This window comes from Novosphingobium sp. CCH12-A3 (genome assembly GCF_001556015.1).
GTDB classification, from domain to species: domain Bacteria; phylum Pseudomonadota; class Alphaproteobacteria; order Sphingomonadales; family Sphingomonadaceae; genus Novosphingobium; species Novosphingobium subterraneum.
In genome coordinates, this window is record NZ_LSIA01000304.1 from 1 (window position 1) to 22215 (window position 22215).

The 22215-nt window shown below is 64.2% G+C and carries 25 protein-coding genes and 1 pseudogene; 18 read left to right on the plus strand and 8 right to left on the minus strand.

Going from position 1 to position 22215, the window contains the following annotated elements:
* Positions 1 to 7: 7 nt before the first annotated feature.
* Complete coding sequence (locus tag AX703_RS27665) at positions 8 to 151, plus strand: DUF3768 domain-containing protein (protein ID WP_231735701.1); 144 nt, start codon at positions 8 to 10, stop codon at positions 149 to 151.
* A 131-nt stretch (positions 152 to 282) separates the two neighbouring features.
* Here AX703_RS27665 and AX703_RS25090 read toward each other — a convergent pair whose 3' ends face one another.
* The gene (locus AX703_RS25090) at positions 283 to 546 is read right to left on the minus strand and encodes a hypothetical protein (RefSeq protein WP_156452215.1); all 264 of its coding nucleotides are present in this window, start codon (positions 544 to 546) and stop codon (positions 283 to 285) included.
* A 44-nt stretch (positions 547 to 590) separates the two neighbouring features.
* Between AX703_RS25090 and AX703_RS25095 the strand changes: the two genes are divergently transcribed.
* The 8 genes from AX703_RS25095 to AX703_RS25130 all read left to right on the plus strand — a co-directional run bounded on the left by AX703_RS25095 (position 591) and on the right by AX703_RS25130 (position 5929).
* Positions 591 to 797, plus strand: coding sequence for a hypothetical protein (locus AX703_RS25095; RefSeq protein WP_062348145.1), 207 nt, complete (start codon positions 591 to 593; stop codon positions 795 to 797).
* Positions 798 to 929: 132 nt separating this feature from the next.
* Entirely contained in the window at positions 930 to 1289 is a 360-nt protein-coding gene (locus AX703_RS25100; RefSeq protein ID WP_062348177.1) for a DUF736 domain-containing protein, read from the plus strand.
* Between the two features lie 81 nt (positions 1290 to 1370).
* Positions 1371 to 1721, plus strand: a complete 351-nt coding sequence (locus AX703_RS25105) for a hypothetical protein (RefSeq protein ID WP_062348179.1) — start codon at positions 1371 to 1373, stop codon at positions 1719 to 1721.
* Between the two features lie 27 nt (positions 1722 to 1748).
* The gene (locus AX703_RS25110; protein WP_062348147.1) at positions 1749 to 2354 is read left to right on the plus strand and encodes a hypothetical protein; all 606 of its coding nucleotides are present in this window, start codon (positions 1749 to 1751) and stop codon (positions 2352 to 2354) included.
* Positions 2355 to 2582: 228 nt separating this feature from the next.
* Positions 2583 to 3050 carry a DUF736 domain-containing protein gene (locus tag AX703_RS25115; RefSeq protein WP_062348149.1) on the plus strand — a complete coding sequence of 156 codons (468 nt, stop codon included), beginning with the start codon at positions 2583 to 2585 and terminating at the stop codon, positions 3048 to 3050.
* A gap of 739 nt (positions 3051 to 3789) precedes the next feature.
* The gene (locus tag AX703_RS25120; RefSeq protein WP_062348151.1) at positions 3790 to 4119 is read left to right on the plus strand and encodes a single-stranded DNA-binding protein; all 330 of its coding nucleotides are present in this window, start codon (positions 3790 to 3792) and stop codon (positions 4117 to 4119) included.
* Positions 4120 to 4175: 56 nt separating this feature from the next.
* Entirely contained in the window at positions 4176 to 4505 is a 330-nt protein-coding gene (locus AX703_RS25125) for a hypothetical protein (protein WP_062348153.1), read from the plus strand.
* A 398-nt stretch (positions 4506 to 4903) separates the two neighbouring features.
* The gene (locus AX703_RS25130) at positions 4904 to 5929 is read left to right on the plus strand and encodes a DUF2493 domain-containing protein (RefSeq protein ID WP_062348182.1); all 1026 of its coding nucleotides are present in this window, start codon (positions 4904 to 4906) and stop codon (positions 5927 to 5929) included.
* A 131-nt stretch (positions 5930 to 6060) separates the two neighbouring features.
* On the opposite strand, the gene AX703_RS28755 is transcribed toward AX703_RS25130, so the two are convergent.
* Together AX703_RS28755 and AX703_RS28760 are read right to left on the minus strand one after the other, a co-directional pair.
* Positions 6061 to 6705, minus strand: a complete 645-nt coding sequence (locus AX703_RS28755) for a DUF1173 family protein (RefSeq protein ID WP_369821061.1) — start codon at positions 6703 to 6705, stop codon at positions 6061 to 6063.
* The gene (locus tag AX703_RS28760; protein WP_255355119.1) at positions 6600 to 7253 is read right to left on the minus strand and encodes a DUF1173 family protein; all 654 of its coding nucleotides are present in this window, start codon (positions 7251 to 7253) and stop codon (positions 6600 to 6602) included. Before AX703_RS28760 ends, AX703_RS28755 begins: the two co-directional genes overlap by 106 nt.
* 320 nt (positions 7254 to 7573) lie before the next feature.
* Here AX703_RS28760 and AX703_RS27670 point away from each other — a divergent pair, with 320 nt between their 5' ends.
* The 4 genes from AX703_RS27670 to mobF all read left to right on the plus strand — a co-directional run bounded on the left by AX703_RS27670 (position 7574) and on the right by mobF (position 13833).
* Positions 7574 to 7726 (plus strand): hypothetical protein, encoded by a 153-nt coding sequence (locus AX703_RS27670; protein WP_156452216.1) that lies wholly within the window; start codon positions 7574 to 7576, stop codon positions 7724 to 7726.
* 451 nt (positions 7727 to 8177) lie between these two features.
* Positions 8178 to 8471 carry a hypothetical protein gene (locus AX703_RS25140; RefSeq protein WP_230487991.1) on the plus strand — a complete coding sequence of 98 codons (294 nt, stop codon included), beginning with the start codon at positions 8178 to 8180 and terminating at the stop codon, positions 8469 to 8471.
* Positions 8464 to 10863, plus strand: coding sequence for a type IV secretion system DNA-binding domain-containing protein (locus AX703_RS25145; RefSeq protein WP_062348157.1), 2400 nt, complete (start codon positions 8464 to 8466; stop codon positions 10861 to 10863). The genes AX703_RS25140 and AX703_RS25145 overlap by 8 nt, the downstream gene beginning before the upstream one ends.
* Before the next feature lie 3 nt (positions 10864 to 10866).
* On the plus strand, positions 10867 to 13833 hold the full coding sequence (gene mobF / locus AX703_RS25150) for a MobF family relaxase (protein WP_062348160.1): 2967 nt from the start codon (positions 10867 to 10869) through the stop codon (positions 13831 to 13833).
* 18 nt (positions 13834 to 13851) lie between these two features.
* On the opposite strand, the gene AX703_RS25155 is transcribed toward mobF, so the two are convergent.
* Entirely contained in the window at positions 13852 to 14646 is a 795-nt protein-coding gene (locus tag AX703_RS25155) for a hypothetical protein (RefSeq protein ID WP_369821062.1), read from the minus strand.
* Between the two features lie 179 nt (positions 14647 to 14825).
* Here AX703_RS25155 and AX703_RS29020 point away from each other — a divergent pair, with 179 nt between their 5' ends.
* From AX703_RS29020 to AX703_RS25170, 3 genes are all read left to right on the plus strand, one after another.
* The gene (locus AX703_RS29020) at positions 14826 to 15440 is read left to right on the plus strand and encodes a MucR family transcriptional regulator (protein ID WP_369821063.1); all 615 of its coding nucleotides are present in this window, start codon (positions 14826 to 14828) and stop codon (positions 15438 to 15440) included.
* Between the two features lie 193 nt (positions 15441 to 15633).
* Positions 15634 to 16971 carry an anti-phage deoxyguanosine triphosphatase gene (locus tag AX703_RS25165; protein WP_062348163.1) on the plus strand — a complete coding sequence of 446 codons (1338 nt, stop codon included), beginning with the start codon at positions 15634 to 15636 and terminating at the stop codon, positions 16969 to 16971.
* A gap of 40 nt (positions 16972 to 17011) precedes the next feature.
* Positions 17012 to 17404, plus strand: a complete 393-nt coding sequence (locus AX703_RS25170; protein WP_231735699.1) for an XRE family transcriptional regulator — start codon at positions 17012 to 17014, stop codon at positions 17402 to 17404.
* A 9-nt stretch (positions 17405 to 17413) separates the two neighbouring features.
* Here AX703_RS25170 and AX703_RS25175 read toward each other — a convergent pair whose 3' ends face one another.
* The 3 genes from AX703_RS25175 to AX703_RS25185 form a co-directional block, all read right to left on the minus strand.
* Positions 17414 to 17611 (minus strand): AbrB family transcriptional regulator, encoded by a 198-nt coding sequence (locus tag AX703_RS25175; RefSeq protein WP_231735700.1) that lies wholly within the window; start codon positions 17609 to 17611, stop codon positions 17414 to 17416.
* Positions 17612 to 18310: 699 nt separating this feature from the next.
* On the minus strand, positions 18311 to 19639 hold the full coding sequence (locus AX703_RS25180; protein ID WP_062348169.1) for a type II toxin-antitoxin system HipA family toxin: 1329 nt from the start codon (positions 19637 to 19639) through the stop codon (positions 18311 to 18313).
* 2 nt (positions 19640 to 19641) lie between these two features.
* The gene (locus AX703_RS25185) at positions 19642 to 19890 is read right to left on the minus strand and encodes a helix-turn-helix transcriptional regulator (RefSeq protein ID WP_062348171.1); all 249 of its coding nucleotides are present in this window, start codon (positions 19888 to 19890) and stop codon (positions 19642 to 19644) included.
* A gap of 373 nt (positions 19891 to 20263) precedes the next feature.
* On the opposite strand from AX703_RS25185, the gene AX703_RS25190 reads away from it, so the two are divergent.
* Positions 20264 to 21310 carry an IS30 family transposase gene (locus AX703_RS25190; protein WP_062348173.1) on the plus strand — a complete coding sequence of 349 codons (1047 nt, stop codon included), beginning with the start codon at positions 20264 to 20266 and terminating at the stop codon, positions 21308 to 21310.
* A gap of 95 nt (positions 21311 to 21405) precedes the next feature.
* On the opposite strand, the pseudogene AX703_RS28600 reads toward AX703_RS25190, so the two are convergent.
* Positions 21406 to 21626: pseudogene (locus AX703_RS28600) on the minus strand (ISL3 family transposase); the annotation flags it as partial.
* Between the two features lie 151 nt (positions 21627 to 21777).
* Here AX703_RS28600 and AX703_RS25195 point away from each other — a divergent pair.
* Positions 21778 to 22140, plus strand: coding sequence for a transposase (locus tag AX703_RS25195; protein WP_062348175.1), 363 nt, complete (start codon positions 21778 to 21780; stop codon positions 22138 to 22140).
* The last annotated feature ends 75 nt before the right edge of the window (positions 22141 to 22215 follow it).

Genomic DNA, 22215 nt, shown 5'->3' on the forward strand with positions numbered 1-22215 from the left:
GTGGGGTTTGACGGAACAACGGCATAGCCGATCCGGCCTGCATAGGATCTATTACGCCGCCGATGGTGAGTTCGCCTTTGGCTCCGAGGCGCCGTGGGATCCGGCCATGACGACCCGTGTCCTGACGATCATGCTCGCGTCGGAATACTGACCGCGTCGCCCGCGCCTGCGCTCGCGCGCAAACCAATACCTCATCACGCCGCTCGTCCGCTGTCTCATCCCGGACGTCGGACGAGCGTGTTTCAGACAGGATCGTCATCCATGTCCCGTATCATCGAACTTTCAGGAACGCCCTGAAACGAACCTTGTGCCCAGATCGGGCGGGATCCCGACGCTCCTGCCCGCAATCGCGAGGAAGCCCTTGCCTACCGTGCGGCGCTGATCGCGGTGTTCGGCCTTCCGCCCGAACGCTACGCGCTCGCCATAGCCGGTCACGACCATGATTTCGGGCGCTACACCATGGTGCGCCTTGTCTGCCCGGCAGACAGCGCGCTCCACGACCAAGCCTATGAAGTGTCGGTCGAACAGGGCCTGGCGCACTGGCACGAGGCCGCGATGCCCGCTCCCTATACCTACGGCCCGAACCGGGCATGCGCAGCGATCTGCGCAAGGGCACCGTCACGCGAGGCGATCGAGCGCGCGCTGGTTGCCAGTCGGCCTGCGGCAACGGCACTTTCGCGCTCGATCTGTTCCGCAAGATCCACGCGAACTTGCGTGCTGTCTATCCCGAGCAGGCGGTGCGCGCCGACCAGCGTATCGCAGCGATCCATGCCCAGTCGGACGCCACGCGGCACTGACGCTTCGCAAGCTCCCGTGGCCGAGGGGAGCGGAATGGAGAGGCGTGCCCCAGGGCATGGCCCCGGAGCTCGAAACCACCCCCCCGCGCCACAATCCAGCGATCGGGCGTCATGTCCGAGGAGCCAGGCTGCATGAACATCGGCACCATCCAATGCAACGATCAGGGTCGGCTGTCCGGCTCGCTCGCGACCGTCATGGTCGCGATTCGCTTCGCGCTGCGCGAAGTGGAATCGGCCAACGAGAAAGCTCCCCGCTTCGAAATCCTCGCCCGCAACACCGGCGGCACTTTCGTGCAGGTGGGCGCTCTGTGGGAGCGCGCCTCGAATGAGACCGGCGAATGCTTCCTGCAGGGACGCATCGACGATCCCTCGATGCCCCGGCCGCTGGCGATCTCGGCCTTCAAGCAGGCCGATGGCAGCTACAACGTGGTCTGGTCGCGCCCACGTGCGCGTCGGCGGGCGGTCCAGTTTGCCGCCGCCGCAGCGGCCTGACGCCGCCATCATCACTCTTCCCCGCCCACTCCGGAGGGCTTGCCCATTCGGTGGCGACCTCGCTTTGCAGGAGCAATGCACATGCTGACGGATTCCGAACGTTTCGCGTTTCGCGCGCAGCGCATCCACGGCTTTGCCACGACCGGGAATGCCTACGATGCCTGCCAGGTCGATGAAGACGTGGCCAAGGGGCATACGCTGCTCGTTCTGGACGAAGCGGTGATCGGCCTCGCCTGGGCCTGGCCTGTCGCGGTCACCGCCGAAGCGGGGCATCTCCACCGGATCGCCGACGCCGGTGCCAGTTCGCTTCACGATCTTGTCACCCCGCTGGGGTTCGACGAGAGCGATGTGCGGGCAGCCCTCGCGCTCGCTCGCGCGTTGGGCTTTGCCATCGATCCGGTCTTCGACCGCGTCGCCCCCGCCCGATCCTGATACCCCCCTGCCACAAGGAGGCGCCCGATGGGCTGGCTCTCGATGACCCGCGCCGGGATGGCGCCCTTTGCAACCCCGAAAGCCTATCTCGATGCGCAGTGCACCTATCCACCCGACCCCGCGAATGGCCGAGAGATGGGGCTGCGGGTTCTAAAATCGACCGTGCGCTCGCGCGCCTGGTACGGCGCCTGCCAAAGCTATGGCCCCGATGGGCCAGGACAGACATTCGCGGTGATCTGTCTCGTGCGCTGGACGCCGCGCGCTAGGGACGGATTCGTGTTCGCATACAAGGACATGACGGAAACCGCAGGCCCTTGTTATTACGATTGCCCTGCCGCAATCCTCGACCTGCTCGATCCGCCCCTCAACGACTATGCCGCCAGGTGGCGGGAGGCCTGCCGCGAACGGCTCGCGCTGACATCGCGGCCCCGGCCTTTGCCGGGGCAGGTCCTGGTCCTGCCCGAGCCGCTCACCTTTACCGATGGCACAGCCGAGTGTCGCTTTCGCGTGTCACGATGGGGCAGCAAGACCGTGCTGCAGCGAATCGGTGATGGGGCCTTCGTGCGGATCTCGCATCTGATGACCAGAGCCTGGACCATCGAGACCGGGGAGCCGGTGGTGCTCGCCGCCTGACGGGGGACATCATTCCACGCCTTCGTGGCTCACCGGCTGACGCCGGACTTTGGCGTTGCGCATACCGGTTGCGTCATCGCGTGTCCGCTGGCCGAGCGTGAACGGCCTCTGCGGCGCTGCTGGAGAGGGAAGGGGGAAGGGAGAAGGTGTGGCGGGCATGAGGCCAGCTGCGAACCCCATCCGGCCCCCGAGCAGCAAGACGGGGCGGAGCCAGAGGAGAATACGGCCATGAACATCGGTCAGCTCAAGAAGAACACGGCAGGCAACTTCATCGGCAAGATCCAGACCGCGACGATCGACCTCGTCATCGGCCTGCGCCCGGTGACCTCGTCACACCCGGGCGCCCCGCGTTTCGACGTGATGGTGCGCACGCGCAACGGCGGCTTCATCCCGGCAGGCGGACTGTGGGAAAAGATCGCGGCCAACGGCTCGGGCGCGTTCCTGCAGGGTCAGATCGACGATCCGAGCTTCGAGGCGCCGCTGTCGATCGCCTTGTTCACGCAGGACGACGGTGCCCTGAACGTGGTCTGGTCGCGACCGCGTCGTCGCGCCGCCAACCCCTTCGATGAGGGCAACGCCACCGAGACCGCCACGGACACCGATACCGGGTTCAGCCCGCGCAACGAGACCTTCGCCGCCCCCAGCGAAGATCCCTTTGCCTCCGCGACGGGCGATTTTGTCGGGGCTGCCGCCTGAACTCCTGAAACCCCGACACCTTGTGCGGTCCGACCTTCCCCCGGGTCGGGCCGCATTTTTTTATCGAAAGGGCGCAAGGCTCGCGGCATCGTTCGAGGGATCTGCGGCTCGGACTGATGCTGAAGCAGGGGGCCTGCTGGCCGAGATCGCGCCCTGGGGGATTCCACCGGCTGCTGGAGCGATGACACATCTCGTGCGTCGATGCCTGTGTCCGTGACGGCGGACCAGTGCTTGGCGAGGGGCACGGGACAGCCGGGGACAGGCTGCCCCTTCCTCGTGAGGTGCGATCGGCCGAGGGCGGATACGGCCTTGGGCTGGGGATCGTCGAAGGTCGTTTGCCGTGGGCCTGCCGGACTGGCCCGTTGCGGGGTCAGCAGACCGCAACCGCAGCTATCAGGTCCCTTGCGGTGCTGATGTCGAGGACATGCAAATCCACCGGGTGATCGCGGCCTGGAATGACCGGAAAGTCCATGGCTTGTGGCCCCTTTCGGAGAGTTTCGGCAAGCCTTCCCGCCAGACGGGATGAACACTGCGACCGTGCGGCGACTTTGCAACTGGCGAGGGACCCAACCGTGTTGCCGGCCGGACGGCCGCCTGCCCGCACCACTTGGGTCCCCTGCCGGTTCCCCTCGCCCGGGCGGCATGCCGCCCGCTCGGTGCAAAGCCCCCTCATGCCCGGTCTTCGCTGCCTTTCATCCCGGCGGGAAGGCCCGCCGAAGACGATGAAAGGGTTTGAGACATGAACAAGGTTTTCCTCTCCGGTCGCATCACCGCCGAGGTTTCGCGTTTCGGCACCGACAGCAAGGGCGGCGTGATGTTCACGCTGGTGACGAGCAAGCCGATCATCCGCGAGGGCCAGGTCCAGAAGGACGAGAACGGCTACACCGAAACCTACGACCAGTTCCACACCGTCAAGGCCTTCGGCGGCCTCGGCAAGGCGATCGCCAACAACAAGAAGAAGGGCGACAAGTTGCTGGTCACCGGCGAGATCCGCTACACCCGCAACGAGCACAACGGCCGCGCCTACTACAACACCGAGATCGTCGCCGACGAGATCGAGTTCCTCTGAACCCAGCGCCGGGCGGCCCCCACAGGGCCGCCCGCCCTCATTTCGGGAGACAAGCCATGTTCGCTTTCACCGACTTTTTCGAGATCGCCACGGTCAGCCATTCGATCGCCGCTACCAACCCCGCCATCGTCACGCGGCTGCGCAAGCAGGCAGCAAGGTTCACACCCAACGAGATCGCCGCGTGTCTGGTAGGCGCCATTGCCAATGCGACCGACGCTGCGCACGCCCGGGCCTGGGAAGAAGCCCAGCATGGGGAGGCCAGCCCTGACACCATCGTCGACGATGAATACTACCACGACCTCGCCGCCGCCTGGGCGCTGGTAGCAACCGAACACCAGCTCTCGAGCCTCGATGGCTGGCTGGGTGGGGATAGCCAGCTCCACTGATATCCCATTCCCTGCTCTCACGGGGCCGGCGCGCAAGCGCTGGCCCCTTTTTCATGTCTCTGGATCCAAAGGTCTCGCCGCAGACCGGAACCGCCGTGGTGACGCGAGGGGAGGGAGACTTCAGAGAAGAAAGGAAAGTACCATTGGGCTGTGTGTCCTCCCAGTATGGCAACCCGGCCTGGCGCCCCGTCAAGGATGCATGGTTCCCCCAATTTTGCGGGGGCCAGCCCCACAAAATCGGCACCCCCATGCCCCGCTTCGCGGCGTCAACCGGGGTCCGGCGCGCGTTCCGCGCACCGGCTTCCCGGTCAACGTCCCTGACCGGGCTGGGCACGGCTTGCCGGATGGACGGGGTCATCGAGCCGATGACGAAACGGTCTCATCAGGAGCTAGACGTCATGCAGACCTTCACGACCTTCGCCGATCTTGCGAGCTTCATCGCCGAGGAAACCGCCGCCAGCGAGCGGACCTCGACTTATGCCTACGCCTTCATCGAGCACGACGAGCGCGCCAAGCTCTCGATCGTCGACGAGCCACAAGTGCAGTTCATGCCCGATCCCGACCAGGCGCGTGCCGCGGTCGAGATGGTCATGACCACGCTGTTCGACGTGTTGCGCGATACGCGGCTCGAACCTTTCGCGGGCGATCTGGCCTGGGGCTTTGCCAACAGCTTCCATGCTGTCGCCAAGCGCATCGAGGGCCGCGAGGATGATGCCGCCAAGGAGCTGAACCAGCTGGTGCGGATCTCCGACCCTTCGGAAATCCACGCGACGCAAGTCGAGGATACCCGCCTCCTTTGCGAAACCCTCGAAAGCTGCCGGGAGGCAATGGAGTGCATGCGCGATCATGCCGCCGAGGTCTTCCGTGCAGAAACCGGACGGCCGTTCTCGACCGTGCGCGGCTCGCGCGTCAGTTCGGCCACGACCGCCAGCCAGATTGATGCACGCGATTTTCTGGCAGCGCGTGCGGCCAAGCGCCGTGAGGCGCATGCGCCGAGCGGACCTGTGGTGATCTTCTCGGGAGGCGATGCCTGGCACGATCACGAACTGCTCTACAAGGCGCTCGACGATACGCGGACCCGGATCCCGAGCATGATCCTGGCGACCACGGCGCAGCACAAGGGTTGCGACCAGATCGCGCACGCCTGGGCCGCTTCGCGCGGAGTGCCGACGGTGCGCTTTACGCTCAACCGGTCGCTCGGCAAGCGGGCGGGCTTTGCGCGCAACGAACAGATGATGGCCCTCAAGCCGGTGCACGCGATCGTTTGCGAAGGCTCAGGGCTTCAGGCAAACCTCCTGATGCGGGTGCGCGATGCGGGCGTTCCTTATCACGCGTTTGCAGCCAGCCACCAGCAGGCCGCGTTTCCTGACGGGGCGCCGATGAAGGGGCAACTGCGGTTCGCGCGGCGCCAGCGCGACTTCTAGCGTCGCATCTGGGAGGGCGCGGGGGCTTCGGCTCCCGCGTTCTCCCTCTTCTTTTTCTGTCGAGCAGAAGGCACGCGGACGTAGTGGGGCATGGCCCCACATGCCGCGCGCCTGTACTTTACCGTGCGCCGTCAGCGCCGGGGCTCGGACGGCGGCAGGTCTTCGCCCGGTTGCCAGACAATATGCCGGACGCCCGGCGTCTGCATCAGAGCCGCCAGCGCATCATCGTAGGCCGGATCGGTGACGTTGCGGACGAGGTAGATGGCCGTGGCATCGAGCCCCGTATCCTTGAGCGCGATGCTCGCGATCGGCCGCTCCGGCCCCAGGTTGACGCGCAGGCCTTTGACCAGGCGGCGACGTTCGCCGATCGCCTTGTTCACCAACGCCTGTTCGTCGAGGCTCTCGTAGGGAATCCATTCGCGGGTCACGGGCATGACCGCGATCTCGCACAGTTGCGGCAGGCCCGACGCCCCGATCGAGAACGTCGCGCCCATTACCAGGTGACCCCCGCCGCCATCCGATTGCCACAGTTCTTCCTCGATCGCAAACCGCTTGTGAAAGCGCCGGGCCATGTCCTCGTCCATCAGGAACGGCCAGTCAGGCAGGTGCCGCACCACGATCTTTTCGCCGAAGCGGGCAGGCTCGATCGCCTTGACCTCGCCGATCACGATCATGATGACGTCACGGGAGGCATGGGCGATGGCGAGGTCGGTCCGGCGCCTGCCGGCGAGGTCCTCCTTGCGGTCGAGCTGGAAGGTCTCGGGCACGAACAGCACCTGGGCGAGGGCCTGCCCGCGCGCCTTGCAGCCAAGCGCGGCATGACCAGCGCCCGGCGGACCACGAACCAGTTGCGTTTGCCCGCCATGCGCGGATGCCAATGGGTGAGCTCGGCCTTGTCCCACAGCACGTGGAGCAGCCCGCGCATGGTCAGGCGCAACCCGTTCGACCGAACTTCCGGTTTGTCGTTGGTGAACGAGGAGGGCGCGGCGCGCGCCGGCCCGCGCGAGAGCGGGAAGGCGAATTTGAGCTCGGTCTCGCCGCTGTCCTCGTGTTCGACCATCGCCGATCCCCGGACCTGGCCCAGCCCCGTCAGGAAATCAGGTGCCTCGTAATGGTTGCAGGCCGAGGCATGGCGCGCGCCCGTACCGGGCCAGCGCGCCAGGACATAGCTGCCTTGTCGGTGGGCGATGTAGAGCGGCAGCTTGTGATCGCGCCTGCACAGGCAGATCGCGCGCTCACGCCGACTGTGGGCTTCGGCCAGCAAGGCGCCAAGCCGGGGATCGTCCTCGCCGACTTCGCGCTCCAGCAGGGCATAGTGCTGCATCGATGGACCTCCGGCACCTGATGACGCGAAACGGCATCGGAACCGGTCATCGTGCGACACGCGGCCACGATACCATCCCGGCTGCGATTATAATGCCGCGACGCTGGCGCCTGCAAGCACACACCCAACAACAGGTCACCATAGCTGTCCATCATGGCGGCAGTGCGCGGCCTCCCTCAAGGATGAGCGGTACCCCCGATTTTTCCTGACGGAAAAATCGGCTCCCCCACTCCCCGCTTCGCGGCGGCTTCGGCGTCCTTGACCGAGACCGCGCACCACCGCCGTCCGCCTGCCCGTCGCTAGCGACACAGGAGGTCATCATGTCCATCACCGCACTTCAGCACGACGATCTGGAAGGCATCATCGCCAGCCTCGAACAGGGCTGGGTCGACGAGAAGCAGACGCTCGCAAGCACCGCCTTCCGGACCCACACGGACATCACTTTCGACGCCGGGGAATGGTGGGGCGAATAGCCCCACTTCTCTTTCGCCATGGAACGCGACGGGCAGGCGGACGGCTCAGGGCCAACGCCGTGACGTGTCCTCGGCCATCATCTGACCTGCCTTTCGACACCCCCGGCTCGGACCCCGGCGGTCCGTGATCTTCCTCCCGGAAACCCCCACTCTCATGCCTGACGCGCAAGCCCGCCCGTTCGGCCAGGACGACCTCTGTTTTGCTGTTGGAGGGGCACACCGTACACGGCGGGGCCGTCCTCAAGAAGGGCAGAATTCTGCCAGTTTGAGCCGATTGCGCGCGTGTGCAGCCCGCTGCACCATGATGTGGTTTCGGTCTAAATATATAATTTATCGATGTTTTCGGACTGCAGCCGACTGCACCAGGCTTTGCGTTCGACAGGCTGATCCGCGAAGCGTAGTATGTCCCATGCGATGACCGAACCCACGTTCCTGCGAAGGGCAGAGAACGATGGGAAGAGAGTTCAGGAACGTTGGCGTTGCGCTATCTGACGCGCAGTTGCTTCGGATCGATGCGCTGGCCAGTGCGGTGGGCACATCGCGTTCGGCACTGACCCGCCAGCTGATCGATGTGGCGCTGCCTTTCGTGGAGGCGGGGCACGGGGTGAACCTCACCCGGCTGATCGCGATCATCGAGAGCACGCAGGCGGCGACCGACCGGCTGCTGACACTCGCCGATCCGGACTTCGCCGAACGGCTTCCAGGCCTCACCATCGAGCGCTTGAAGGCCTACCACGATGCGTGAGCGCGGCATCCGCTTCGACGGCCGGCCAGCGACGGTCCGCCATCATTCGGCGCGCGGCAAGGTGGTGCGCAATGCCGGGCACTTCACCCGCGGGTCGCAGCTGCTGACACACGAAGTGCTGATGACCTGGCAAGGGGTTAAGCTGCCGCTGGTGATCGGCTTCTTTGTCTTCTCGATCCTCGCTTCGCTGATCCTCACCTTCCACATGGAGGATCACGAGATCCAGCTCGTGCTGATGAAGCTCTATGCGCTTGCCTGGGAAGCGGTCGATTTTGACCCGCATCATGCGATCAACCTGACGCTGCCATCGGATCGGATGATCTGTATTCCGATGGGGGCGGTGCCGTACAACGGCGCGGTCCGCGTCGCTTGGGATAAAGCTTTGCGCTGCCTTATGGCGGCCGGGATCGGGGCGACCTTCCTCACCGTGCCGCTAACGATCTGGTTCGTGGACATATCGCGCCGGCGGGGCCTCGAAATTCTCAAGGAGCGGCACGAGCGCGGCGCGATGCTGGTTGACCGCGCGGTGCTCCTTCGCGAAATCGCCGACCACAACCACGCCGAACTGGTGCGCGAACTTGCCGCAATCGATCCGTCGCTCGATGCGCACCGAGTGGCAAAGATTGCGCCCGCCCGGCGGATCGCGCTGGGTGTGCCTGCGCCATACGACATGGCGGGCCTACCGTACCCCTGGCGGCTCGAGCAAAGCCACGCGATGCTGATCGGCACGACGGGCGCGGGCAAGACCACGCAACTGCGCGATCTTGTCCGGCAGGCACGCCTGCGCGGCCATCGCTGCGTGATCTTCGACCTTACGGGCGCCTTCGTCGAGGCATTCTACGATCAAGCGCGCGATCATATCCTCAATCCAATGGACGAGCGCTGCCCACCCTGGACAGTCTTCAACGACTGCGAGAACTACGCCGACTTCACTGCAGCAGCAGCGGCGCTGATCCCGAGCGATGGTGCTAGTGCCGAGCCGTTCTGGGCAATGGCCGCGCGTACGCTGTTCGTTGAGATGTGCGTGCGCCTTGCCGCAGACGGTCTGACCTCGAACGGCGCCATCGCGCACCACCTGATGCACGCCGACCTCTCGGCGGTGCATCGCATGCTCGAGAACACGATCGCCGATCCGCTGACCGCGACGCAGGCGGCGCGCATGGCGGAATCGATCCGCGCGGTGTTCAACACCAATGCTCAGGTCCTGCGCTTTCTCCCCGATCCGACCGAGGACGGCCTGCCGCCGTTCTCGATCAACCGCTGGATGCGCGAGGAGCGGCGGGACGGCTCGATCCTGTTCATTACCTCGACCCACACCGACCTTACGCTCAACAGGGCATTGCTGACATTGTGGATGGACATGGCGGTCAACGCGCTGATGCGGCTCGATCGCACGCGCGACTTGCGCACCTGGTTCCTGTTCGACGAAGTCCATGCGCTTCATCGCCTGCCCGCGATTGAGCATGGTCTGCAGACCGCGCGCGCGTTCGGCGGCGCCTTCGTGCTCGGCATGCACAGCTTCGACAAGCTCGCCGAGACTTATGGGGAACAGGGTGCGATCAACCTTGCGGGGCTTGCGCGCACCAAGCTCATTCTCACCACCGGCGATCCCGAGACAGCGCGGGTTTGCTCGGAGTTCATCGGTGATCGCGAGGTCCGCGAAATGGATGAGGCCTATTCCTACGGCTACAACAACACCCGCGATGCCTCGACGCTGACCCCGCGCACCGATGTGAAACCGCTGGTCCTCCCCGCCGACATCATGAACCTGCCTACGCTGTATGGCTTCCTCAAGTTCCCCGACGGTTTCCCGGCGACGCGGGTACGGCTCGAATGGCGTCATTATCCGGAGGTCGCCGAGCCCTATCGGCGCCGGATGACGCTGACGCCGGTCGCATGGGTCCCACCGGGTGGTCAGAAAGAAGCAGTCGAAGGAGAAGGGAGCACCGAAAATGTCGCGCGCGCCGATCCGACAATCGAGGAGGCTGGATCGGACCGAAGGCCATCGGCTCTCCCACGCGGCGCGAACGAAGATTTGTTCACCACGGGCGACCGCGGCGACGTCGGGGCCCATGAGCGGGAGGCGGATACGCGTGCTCCGGGCGAGGGGGCTCGTCAAGAGCCCTCACCCACGGCGGCTTCCGGGCTTGTCGGCCGGATTGGTGCGATGCGCACGCAGGCGGGTGCCGAAGCGCGCGCCGTGGGCGGCCAGCGTCTAACAGGACAATCGCGCCCGGGCGGGGCGTCTGTACCGCGTAAAGCCACCAACCCAACGTCAGGCGAGCGCGAGGACCAGCTCGGGTTTGGGTACGACGAGCGGCAGGGGCCGCGCGGGGGCAACGAGCAACCGCCGTCGCCCGATCGCGACGACGGTCCCCAACTGGGCGAGTGAACCATGTTGTCGGTCGCGCCGGTGCGCTCGGCGGGCGGTGCCGCGAGCTATTTTGCCAAGGACGACTACTACACTGGCGAGCACGCGTCCGAGATGAGCGAGTGGGGCGGGGAGGGAGCCTCGGCTCTCGGTCTGTCCGGTGACGTGGACAAGGCCACCTTCGAGACCTTGCTCAATGGTGCGCTTCCCGACGGGAGCGTAGTCAATGCGCACGAACACCGCCGCGCCGGGATCGACCTCACCTTCTCGATGCCCAAGGCGGCGAGCGTGCTCGCCTATGTCGCGGGGGACGAACGCCTGCTCACCGCGCACCACATGGCGGTGCGCCAGACCATGACCTGGGTCGAAAAGACCTTCGCCGAGGCACGCACCTACGATCACAACCGCAATGGCGATGCGGTGCGCACCGGCAATCTTGTCTATGCGATGTTCCAGCACGACACGAGCCGCAAGCTCGATCCGCAGGCGCATATCCATGTCGTGGTCGCAGCGATCACGCGGATGGCCTCGGGCCAGTGGCGCGCGTTGTGGAACGGCGAACTCTGGAAGAATAATGCCGCGATCGGCAGCGCCTACCATGCGGCATTGCGCGCCGAGGTCGAAAAGCTCGGTTACGACACGCGCATCACCGGCAAGCACGGCCAGTTTGAAATCGAGGGTGTCCCCAGGGGGGTGATTGAGGCGTTCAGCCAGCGGCGTCAGGACATCCTCGCCAAGGCGGCCGAGTTGGGGCGCGGCGCGGACGAGCCGCGCTCGCTCCGCGAAATCACCAAGCGCACGCGCGACGACAAGATCGACCTCGAGGATCGTACCGCCTTGCGCGCGGCATGGCTCGAACGGGCCGACGGCCTGGGCTTTACAGGCAGCGCGCTGGTCGCGGCCGCGCGCGAACGCAGCGCTGCCGGTCCCCCGCGCGAAGGGTTGGTCGGGACGCTGCATCAGGCCGGCATGATCCTGCGCACCATTCGCGAGAGCGTCGGCGCCTACCTTCTCCCCGACGATCCGCTGGTGACCAATGGTCTCGCGCGCCTGAAACTGTCTCCGGTGCAGATGCGGACCGAGCTTGCCGTAGCTTCGGCACTGCGCATCCTTGCGCAACGCGAGGCCGCCTTTGCCTTGCGCGATCTCGCCAGCACGGCGCTCAATCTCGGCATCAGAGGCGTGACCATCGACAGGGTCGAGGCGCGGCTTGGCGTTTTGCGCGAGGAGGGGCAGTTGATCCCCGGGCGCTCGATGCGCGCCGATGGCCTGGTCACGCATGTGACGACGCCGACGCATATCGCGGGTGAGCGACGTCTGCTCGACGGCATCGATGCCGGCCGGGGGCAAGGGCGCATGATCGTGGCTGCGGGCGAGGCTCTTGAGCGCCTTCAACGAGGCGTCGGCGATCACCCCCTCACAGGCGAGCAACTGGCGGCAGGGGTGCTGGCGCTATCGAGCGCCGACCGGTTCGTCGTGGTGCAGGGTGTGGCGGGGGCGGGCAAGACCACGCTGATCCGCAGCATCGCGACGCTGGCGGCGGAAGAGGGGAGGGGCGTGACCGGCCTCGCCATGGCCAACAAGATGGTCGACATGTTGCGCGACGAGGCCGCCATCCCTGCCGGGACGGTTGCGGCCTTTGTCCAGGAGCATCGCGCGGTTCTGCGCGGCGAGACGGGTGCGCGCTTCGAGGAATCGCGCGCGCGCCTTGCCGAGCAGATCCTGCTGCTGGATGAAGCCTCGCTGGTCCCGACCGAGGCAATGAACGATCTGGTCACGATTGCCAACCGGGTGGGCATCGAGCGCATGGTGCTGATTGGCGACCGTCAGCAGTTGCAGCCGGTCGATGCCGGCAAGGCCTTCAGCCTGGTCCAGGCGCACGAGCCTGCCATCGCGCAGCTCGAGCAGAGCCAGCGGCAGCGCACCGAGGCGATGAAGGTCGTGGCCTCGCTGACCCGCGCGGGCGCATTCCGCGAGGCGTTCGATGTGCTGGGCGAGCGCGTGGCCAGTGCGGGCGACGACTATCGCGCAGTCGCGGCCCGACGCTGGCTGGCGTTGGGACCCGACGACCGGGCACGGACCGCCTTGTACGCCTCGGGCCGTGAAACGCGCAGCGAGTTGAACGTGCTGGTCCAGCAAGGTCTCAAGGCCGAGGGCGCGCTGACAGGCGAGGGGCTGACGCTCGCCACGCTGGAAAAGGTCAATGCGACGCGCGAGGAGCTGCGTCTGGCAGCGACCTACCGCAGGGGGCAGGTCGTCGAGGTGTTCCGGCGCGATCGGCCCGCGGGGCTCGAGGCTGGGAGATACGACGTCGCCTTCGTGAATGCCAAAGGGCAGGTGACGCTGCGCGATGCGCAAGGTCGCCGTGTGCGCTTCAGCCCAGGCGAAATCATGCCAGGCGAGACGCGCGATGCGCTGACGCTCCATGAGGTCAGCCAGATCCGCCTGCACGATGGCGATCGCATTCGTTGGAGCGCAAACGACAAAGACCGGGGGCTGTTCAATTCCGCGCTGGCGCGCGTAGTCGCGATCGAGCCGGACGGCGTGCGTATCGAAACCGCGCGCGGTGAGGTGCTTGCACTGGCGCGCAATGATCCGATGCTCGAGCGCATCGGGCTCGCTTATGCCATCAACATGCACCAAGCCCAGGGCATGACCACCGATCGCGGCATTGGGGTAATGCACAGCGGAGAGCGGCACCTCTCGAGCCAGCGGCTTACCTATGTGATGGCGACGCGGGTGCGCGATGAGCTAGAAGTCGTAACTAACGATCGCGATGCGCTGCTGCGGACCATCGAGGGCAATCGCGGTGACAAGGCCAGTGCGCTCGAAGCGATCGGGGAGAAGCAGGTCGACCAGGCAGCCACGCCACATTCGGAATCCGCTTCCCGACGCGCGAGCGTCACGCCGTCATCGCTGCGGGCCGAACCGGACAAGCACAAGGGAATAGAGGCGCGCGTTCCAGAAAAGCGCCTCGATCTGGGTCTCTAGAGGGACGCAGGCCCAAAATCAGTTGAAAACGAACTCGCTCTGCCGTTCCAACCGCTGCGGCTTGGCGGGCGCAGGGTGCAGCAGGCACCGTGCCTGGCCCGCCAATGTATAAACGACGTGACGATGACCGCCCCGGTTCTGATGGTCGACGCGGAAGCCGGCATAGTGCCGCCGCACGAGGCCGGCACGGACGAGTTCAGACACCGCGCGGCTGAGATTGGTCTTGGTGGAAATGCGGATGCGGTCGCGCACTTCCTGCTCGAGGAGCAGGGCGGCTTCGGCAGAATCACGCGCTAGTTTGCCTTGGCGTTGCAGTTCGTCGCGGACCCGTTCGGCGAGCGCAAGACGGCGAGGGTCGCGCGCGCCCATCGGCGTAAGGCTGTCGCTGAGCCAGTCGCGCAAGCTGTAGTGATGATTGCCGCGCCGCACAAACGGGCCTGCCTTGCCGTCGCTGTCTGCGGCTTCGGCAATCAGGGTCAGGACCATGAACGCATAGCGCGGACGCAAACTGGCCTCGGCGATCGCATGGAGCAAAGCCGCCATGTCGTTGCCGCCCTGGGCGGAAGCAGAGAACGAAGCCTGAAACATACCGGGGAAGAAAGAAGCACAAATGTTGAATCTTGTGAATCCCCCGAGGCTTGGCGCATGTTGTTTTGTCAGTCCTGACACATTGCCCGGGGGTGAAGTGTCATTTGCCAATTCCCATCCGATTGCAGGGTGCCTTCGATGATCTTCTCGTCGATTGCGATCGCTCTGGGGAGCATCGTGGAAGTGAGCGGCTTCGGCTTCATTCGCCTGAGCGCGCTCGGGCAAAGTGTCAGACCTGACAGCGCCGAAAGCGTTGGCCATCGCAGGATGTGGGGCAGAGCATCTAGGTCGTTCCAAAGTCTGCCTGTACGGCGCGACAATGCTTATCGGATGGATGTGCAACCTGCCGATCCTCGGTTGCGCACACGTGCGCAAACCGGCAGCAGAATGCCGAAGTTCACAAAGTGAAAGTAGTTATGTTGGTCGATGAAACCCTGCTTTCGCAAGTTGCCGATATCGTGACTGCCCACGTCAGCAACAATGCTGTTGCGCCGAATGATTTGGCGGGACTGATCCAGTCGGTCCATGGGGCGCTGGCAGGACTTGGCGCGCCGGTCGAACCGGTGGAAGAAAAGCGCACGCCTGCAGTTTCTGTGCGCGCATCGGTCAAGTCCGATGCCATCACGTGCCTTGATTGCGGCACCAAAATCAAGGTGCTCAAGCGGCATCTGTCGAGCGAGCATGGTTTGACGCCGGATGACTATCGCGCGCGCTGGAACCTGCCGCGCGATTACCCGATGGTGGCACCGGAATACACGGCACGCCGCAAGGAACTCGCACTGAGCCTGGGTCTGGGGCGCAAGCCCAAGGCCGTGGATGCTGTGCCTGCACCCAAGGTGGCGGCCCCTGCAAAGCCTGCCGCAAAGCGCAAGGCCGCGCCGGTCAAAGCCATGGCCGTTCTTACTGGAGATCAGGCGGCCGCCACTAGACCCAAGGCCAGGCCGCGCAAGAAGCTCAAGGTGGCGTTGGGTGATAGCGCGCCAGCCACTGCGGCAACGGATGTGCCTGCAAAGGGCTGACCTCTCACTTGCAAGCTGCGCGGGCCGCCTTGCGCGTTTCCCATCTAGGCACGTCAAGGGTGGTACTGCTTCTTGCGATGAAGCGATGCCAGCCGCTCTGTCGGCGGCCTCCTTCCGCCGGAATTGCGCCGATGGGGTTTGAATGCTCCGCGCGGGCGTGCCAACTGCACCGGAAGTTCGATACGGAGACACTATGAGTTGGCATGCGCGGCGCGAAGGTTGGAACCCGCAGAGCGAGGACGCGCGCGACGATGGTGACGTCGATTATTCGCGCGTCATCCATTCCGCCTCGTTCCGACGGCTGCAGGGCAAGACCCAGATACTGAATCTTGGCGACAGCGACTTCTACCGGACGCGCCTGACCCATTCGCTGGAAGTGGCGCAAATCGCCGGTGGTATCGCGCGCCAGCTCGAAAAGTTGTTCCCGGATCACCCGGCCAGCGCCATCCTGCCCGATCGCGGTACTATCCATTCGATCGGTTGCACCCACGACTTTGGCCACCCGCCCTTCGGGCATGGCGGCGAAATCGCCCTCAACTACTGCATGCGGGACCATGGCGGCTTCGAAGGCAATGGCCAGACCTTGCGGATCCTGGGCCGCCTTGAAAACTTTTCAGCGAATGCGGGCGCCAATCTCACCCGCCGTACCATGCTTGGCGTGCTCAAGTATCCTGTCGCTTACAGCCTGGTACGCGACCGAGCCCGGATACCCGGCCTGATCGAAGGACCGACCACGATCAAGGTGCTCGATGGGCAGGCCTGCAAGCCGCCCAAATGCTACCACGACAGCGAGCAGGAAGTGGTCGACTGGATCCTCGAGACCCTGTCGGATACCGACCGCGCAGAGTTCCAGTCGTTTGCGCTATTGCCATACAAGCACGGCAAACCGCTGCACAAGTCGCTCGACTGTTCGATCATGGATGCAGCAGATGACATTGCCTACGGCGTGCATGACCTCGAGGATGCAATTGCGCTTGATCTTGTCACGCGAGAGGGCTTTGCCGCCGCGGTCCAAGACCGCTGTCCGACTTTCCTCGATGCGCTCAAGGCCAAGTATCCCGGCGAGAGCGCCAATGACGTTTTCTCGCACATGGTCGACGGCCTGTTCGGTGGGCCTGCCACGCGCAAGCGCTTCATCGGGCGCCTTGTTCATCACTTCCTGACGGCGGTTGAATATGTCGAGCACGGGGCGTTCGTCGAGCCGCTGCTGCGTTATCGGGTCCGCGTGCGCGATGGCGAGCGCCAGTTCCTCGATGTTTTGCAGGATTTCGTGGTGCGCGAGGTTATCGCCTCGCCCGCCGTGCAGCACCTCGAGTTCAAGGGGCAGGGAATGGTCGTGGCGGTGTTCGAGGCGATGCAGGCGGACCCTGCCCGCCTCCTGCCGCGCGAGGAGTTCGGCAAGTTTGACGCTGCGCACGGCGATGTCAGGATCATCTGCGATTACGTCGCGGCGATGACCGACACGCACCTGCTCAAGACCTACGAGCGCCTGTTTTCCCCGCGTATGGGCTCGGTGTTCGACCGCCTTTGACCGTGGTGCCTACACAACAGCATCGCGCGCCCCACATGTTGTGGCACCATCCAGCAATCTGGTGAGGCACGTGGCGTCTGCGACATTTCTCAACGAGGTAACCGGCGCCGCAGGCGTTTCGGCGGATAAGCTGGCGGCTGCGCTCCATATTACCAAATCGGAACTGGCGATTGCGGCCGGGTTGTCGCGTGATGCCGTATCGAAAGCTACCCGTAGCCATAGCGTGACGACACAGTCGCGCCTGCGCGAGATGAGCGAAATTATCAACCGGGTGATCCCTTGGGCTGGAAGCGTGCTGGCTGCCTATGCCTGGTACCGATCGCAGTCCCTTCCTTCGTTTGGCGATGCCACCGCCGAAGAGCTGGTCCGTCAAGGGCAGGGGGCAAAAATCCGCGCTTATCTCAGCCGGATCGCCGCTGGTGGCTTTGCTTGACCTTCCCATTCACCCGTTTTGATGGGGTGGTCGGTCGTGCGCACGGCGCTTTACTTCCTTGGCGATGGCGGCATCCATCTCGTCAAGGAAGAGTGCCTTGCCGCCATGGCGCATCGAGCCGAACACGTTATCAATCGAGGTGTCCGTGAAGGCCGGCATAGCCTTGAGAAGCACGCCATTGGTTGTTTCCTCAACCGTCAGGCGCATGCCAGGCGTCCAATTACGGTGCTAGCGGATCGCCTTGGGTAATGTGACCCGACCCGTTGTCGAGATTACGGTCGTGATCCGCTTTTGCATCGCCATAGCGATCTCCATCGGTAAGAATTCGGTCAGATGCAGCTTGGTGGTGCCAAATTCCATCTTGCTGTTGAACTCTCTAAATCAACGCCCCCGTGAGAGCGGCGGCGGCGTGATCTTGCCTCGTCATCAGCGTCGCTTTGTTCGGGCTGAATTGGACACAGAGGCCACCATGAGCTGGGAAACGCGCAGCAAGCCAATCAGCCATGTCATGCCCACCGTGCCCAGACGATTCGCGACAATGTCGGGCCGACGCCACCGTTGAAGGATACCCCGGGCGGCGAAGCCAACGCGGTTCCGGAAGACGTGGCGAGTGATGCCAAAGCGCCTGAGCTTTTTGGCACTGCTGCGGCATGGCAAGCCATGCGCCACGCTGGCGCGGCGGGGGGAAGGGGTGTCCGTTCCTCTCACAGCGCCTGCCGCGCCTCAGGATGTCGCCTTGCGACGAAACAGGGACGTTAGTCGGTGTAGCATCCATGATCCTTCTTGGCTGAGGGTGCTGGCGGCGTTGCAGGCCGAAGGGCGCAAGATCTTCGCAAGCGCATAAGCGTTGCAACAGGAAGCCTTGCGCAGTCTTGCCGTTTCGGCAAAAAGCGGCGAGGCCCTGACCTAAAGGTCCTCCAGAGCACTCGCCAGATGCGGTAGCCGCCGCTCGATAGCGGGGGCGATACTGTCGTGAACGGAGATGGCAAAATCCTCAGGCATCGCGGCGCGCGCGCGGGTCGCCGCTTCGCTCGCCCGGTCGAGCAGCTCGGTGATCGCCTTGGCCATGGTGGCAGGGCCAAGGCCCGCCGCCTTGCCCGTCTGTACGAAATGCCGTCCCATCACCTCGCCTACGCGATAGTGTCGGTTCCGGCCCGCCGACATGGCCAGGCGAAACCGGGCAGGCGCGATCTGGCCCTTGTCGGCGGCGGGCTGCGCGGACAGCACGTCATAGAACGGCGTCAGGCGGTAGCGCCCGCCCGGATCGAGGAAGATGCTGAAGTTCTTGGCATGACCGTCGGTCGCTCCGATGAGCCAGAACAGGATCTGGCTCTTGAAGAGGGCGGCCTGATCAGCCTGTGGATCGTCGGCGCCTTTCAGCAGGCCTAGAAGGTCGCGCATGGTCGGCCCGCCATCGCTCTGGTACTTGAGCGTCGAGGGAAGGCCGAGCGCCTGACAACAATCTTCCTGCGGCAGGCGCAAGAGGCGCCCGTCACTGCGCCACCGCCGGTCGAAGCGTTCGACCACCAGCACCCGCCGCGTCCCGAACGTGGCGATCTGCGTATGCGCTACGGAAAGGCCGAAGGCCGCCATCAGGTTCAGGCAGTAATGTTCGTTGTCCACGCTGTCGGACATGTCAATCATGCCATCGGCGCTGGGAATCTGTCCGAGCTGTGGTTTGAGGATATGCGTCGTGGGCGTGGTGCCGACCGGACGCAGCCACTGTCCGTTCATGTGCAGCAGCGCGGTCTTTTCCTGCGCACCCGCCAGCGAAATCCGGAACTCGTGATCGCGATCGACGCCGAGCGGTGCGCGAGCCAAATCGGCTAGCATGGCCTCGATCTCCGTTTCGCTGACCGGCTCACCCTTCACATCCAGCGAATCGGCTTGCGTGTCGCCTTCGGGAAGGAACTGCATCGCCCCCACGCAATCGCGACCGATCGCTTCCAGCAGGCTGTAGAAATCCGTGCCCTGCGCCCCCATGCGTTCGGCCACGCGGTGGCGCACGGTATCCCGATCCGGCAGAAGGTTGTCGAACACAGCGGCCACTTGCGCGCCGCGATAGGCCGTCGGGACCAGCGGCAGCGAGAGCGAGATGGCGAAGCGATGTTCCCAGCCCAGCCACGCGCGCGCATACTGAAAGCTGGTCGCGCCACTGGCCGCCTTTTCCAGGCGACCGACGAGACGACCGTTGATCAGCACATCCAGCGGAGCATGGATCTTTCTGCGCGCCATGGCTAGAACACGTTCTCGATGGATGTGCTATTGCGAGCGCGCGGCACGATCTCCAGCTCCAGATCGAGCTGCGCGATCACGCTCAGCAGCGTGTCAAGCTTGGTGCCGGGGCTGCCGTTCTCGATGGCCGAGATGGTCTTTTGCTGTTTGCCGACCAGGCTCGCCAGTTCCTGCTGGGTCATATTGCGGCGCAGGCGCTCGCTTTGAAGGATCGCTCCAAGCTGGCGCGGCAGTCGGACTATCTGGCGCATGAAAACCTCCGCGTTCGCTATACCTTGAAGGGTATTTATGTGCAATATACCTCACGGGGTATAATGCACATAAATACCTCGTAGGGTATGAATCTGTCCGCAGGCGACGCCTGTGTTACGCCTCGCCCAGACTCTCGGACAGCACGTCGCAATAGCGCACGGCGATGGCAACAATTTGGGCGAATTGCTGCAATCTGTGGAAGAGCAACCAGCAATCGAGGCATCGTACTCGCCGATCACATCTGGCATCAAGTGGCACGCAAATTTACATAAGATATATTATCAAATCTGATGTTTGTAAGCGGGTGGATTCTATTTTGAAGTGCGAAATTCGAGGATTTCTGAGGCCTCAGCCCCACTCGGAGGAACGCATATGGGAGCCCAATATCGCCAGCTTGGACGGGATGATCGCGAGACAATTTCGCGGCTGACAGACGCTCGAATACCCGTGCGCAGGATCGCGGCGGAACTCGGCCGGCATCCATCCACAATCTACCGCGAGTTACGCCGTAACTTCATGCACGACGAAGAGCCGTTCTTCCGTGGTTACTTTCCGAATGTGGCCCAGAAGTACGCTGCAAACCGTCGGGCGCCTGGTCGCAAACTGGTGCGCGATCCTGAACTGACAGCCAAGGTGATCTATGGTCTACGAAAGAGTTGGTCGCCGGAACAGATCGCCGGACGCTTGCGCCGCTCGGGCAGTCGGCGGGTCTGCCACGAGACGATCTATCGCTATGTCTATGGCGAAGAAGGCAAGCGCCAAGCGCTCTATCAGCTTTTACCTTGGTCGCGTAGGCGGCGTCGACCGCGCGGCGGCCGCAAGCCACGCGGTCTTCGGATCCCCCACACCAGCTGCATTGGCCAGAGGCCGTCAAGCATCTCGCAAAGAACGGATTTTGGCCATTGGGAGGGCGACCTGGTCAACTTCCGCAAGCAGTTCGGCAAGTCGAATCTGACGTCCATAGTGGAGCGCAAGAGCCGCTTCGTCATGCTCTGGCGCAACCCCAGCAGGACTTCGGCGGGAGTCATGGCTGGCATTGAAGCAAAGCTGGCTCCCCTTCCCTCCGGCCTGCGGCAGAGCATTACTTTTGACCGTGGGACAGAGTTCGCGGCCTACGGCACATTGCGATCCAGGATGGGCATGGACAGCTACTTCTGCGAGCCGAGATCGCCTTGGCAAAAGGGTGGCGTAGAGAACCTCAACGGACGCTTGAGGCGGTTCTTGCCGCTCGATGTCGATATCGCGGCCCTCCCCGTTGACGCGATCGAAGCGGTGTCTGCCAGGCTCAACGACACCCCGCGCAAGTGCCTCGAATACAGGACGCCGCGAGAGGTACTCGCCGAAACCATGGCGGTTCATGGCGCCAAAGATGACGGATCATCCGGGGTGGGGCTCGCCCCACCCCGGATGAAATGGTAATGCTCGACGGATGACGCACTTCAAATGGAACTCACCGCGCAGAATAGAAATGTCACATCCTGCAATTTAGAGATGTCCCATTGTGATGGGCGGGCGCGATCCGGCAGCAGGGTGACCGGCCTGCGCCGCTCCAGATCGCAGACATCATTCTGTAAGTCTGGCCTCGTCGGAAGGCGAAGTCGTCAATTCCGATCACAGTGAGCTCGCCGGATTGCTGGGAGACACGCCTGCGTACGACCCGCAACGACGTATCCTTGCTCAAAGGCATCATCAGCCGCCTCGAAAAGGCGGTTCCAAACCTTCCACCCAGCGCCAACACATCTCGATCGAACGGTGCCCAGAAAATACGTCGCGAGCACAGTAAGTGCCGACGGAACGCGGCCTTGCTAAGTTTTGGGCGGTGATGGAGTTCGCGAGGCGACAGGAGGGCCTTGCGAGTGGATATCGAGCAGTCAAACGAGGCTCGTATGAGCGGTCCGCACGATGTTGCGGTGCTCGTTCGAGTGGAACGCCGACGCCGTTGGAGCGATGACGAGAAGCTGGCGATCCTGAAGGAGACGACCGAGCCGGGCGCGATTATGGCGGTGGTGGCGCGTCGGCACGGAATTGGGACCGGCCAGCTTTATACATGGCGGCGGCAGCTTTTACGCGGGGCGATGGCTGGGTTCGTGCCAGTCGAACTGGTCCCTGATGCGCCGACGGTGCCATCGGTCTCGCAAGGCCGGATCGATATCCGCGCCCGGGGCGGATTTACGGTGTCGGTCGACAGCCTGGTTGATCGCGGCGCGCTGAAGATGGTGCTCGAACTCGTCGGGGAGCTCGAGCTTTGAGCCTGACCTTGCCGCCATCAGCGAAGATCTACCTGTCGCTGGCGCCGTGTGACATGCGCAAGGGCTTTGACGGGT

What these genes read in the sequence shown, in the direction of transcription:
- AX703_RS25095 (WP_062348145.1), top strand. Translation starts at nt 591, where the DNA reads ATGCGCAGCGATCTGCGCAAGGGCACCGTCACGCGAGGCGATCGAGCG.
- AX703_RS25110 (WP_062348147.1), top strand. Translation starts at nt 1,749, where the DNA reads ATGGGCTGGCTCTCGATGACCCGCGCCGGGATGGCGCCCTTTGCAACC.
- AX703_RS25130 (WP_062348182.1), top strand. Translation starts at nt 4,904, where the DNA reads ATGCAGACCTTCACGACCTTCGCCGATCTTGCGAGCTTCATCGCCGAG.
- AX703_RS28760 (WP_255355119.1), bottom strand. Translation starts at nt 7,253, where the DNA reads ATGCAGCACTATGCCCTGCTGGAGCGCGAAGTCGGCGAGGACGATCCC.
- AX703_RS25100 (WP_062348177.1), top strand. Translation starts at nt 930, where the DNA reads ATGAACATCGGCACCATCCAATGCAACGATCAGGGTCGGCTGTCCGGC.
- mobF (WP_062348160.1), top strand. Translation starts at nt 10,867, where the DNA reads ATGTTGTCGGTCGCGCCGGTGCGCTCGGCGGGCGGTGCCGCGAGCTAT.
- AX703_RS27670 (WP_156452216.1), top strand. Translation starts at nt 7,574, where the DNA reads ATGTCCATCACCGCACTTCAGCACGACGATCTGGAAGGCATCATCGCC.
- AX703_RS25190 (WP_062348173.1), top strand. Translation starts at nt 20,264, where the DNA reads ATGGGAGCCCAATATCGCCAGCTTGGACGGGATGATCGCGAGACAATT.
- AX703_RS25115 (WP_062348149.1), top strand. Translation starts at nt 2,583, where the DNA reads ATGAACATCGGTCAGCTCAAGAAGAACACGGCAGGCAACTTCATCGGC.
- AX703_RS25140 (WP_230487991.1), top strand. Translation starts at nt 8,178, where the DNA reads ATGGGAAGAGAGTTCAGGAACGTTGGCGTTGCGCTATCTGACGCGCAG.
- AX703_RS25180 (WP_062348169.1), bottom strand. Translation starts at nt 19,639, where the DNA reads ATGGCGCGCAGAAAGATCCATGCTCCGCTGGATGTGCTGATCAACGGT.
- AX703_RS25175 (WP_231735700.1), bottom strand. Translation starts at nt 17,611, where the DNA reads ATGCGCCTGACGGTTGAGGAAACAACCAATGGCGTGCTTCTCAAGGCT.
- AX703_RS25105 (WP_062348179.1), top strand. Translation starts at nt 1,371, where the DNA reads ATGCTGACGGATTCCGAACGTTTCGCGTTTCGCGCGCAGCGCATCCAC.
- AX703_RS25165 (WP_062348163.1), top strand. Translation starts at nt 15,634, where the DNA reads ATGAGTTGGCATGCGCGGCGCGAAGGTTGGAACCCGCAGAGCGAGGAC.
- AX703_RS25195 (WP_062348175.1), top strand. Translation starts at nt 21,778, where the DNA reads ATGAGCGGTCCGCACGATGTTGCGGTGCTCGTTCGAGTGGAACGCCGA.
- AX703_RS25125 (WP_062348153.1), top strand. Translation starts at nt 4,176, where the DNA reads ATGTTCGCTTTCACCGACTTTTTCGAGATCGCCACGGTCAGCCATTCG.
- AX703_RS25120 (WP_062348151.1), top strand. Translation starts at nt 3,790, where the DNA reads ATGAACAAGGTTTTCCTCTCCGGTCGCATCACCGCCGAGGTTTCGCGT.
- AX703_RS25145 (WP_062348157.1), top strand. Translation starts at nt 8,464, where the DNA reads ATGCGTGAGCGCGGCATCCGCTTCGACGGCCGGCCAGCGACGGTCCGC.
- AX703_RS25185 (WP_062348171.1), bottom strand. Translation starts at nt 19,890, where the DNA reads ATGCGCCAGATAGTCCGACTGCCGCGCCAGCTTGGAGCGATCCTTCAA.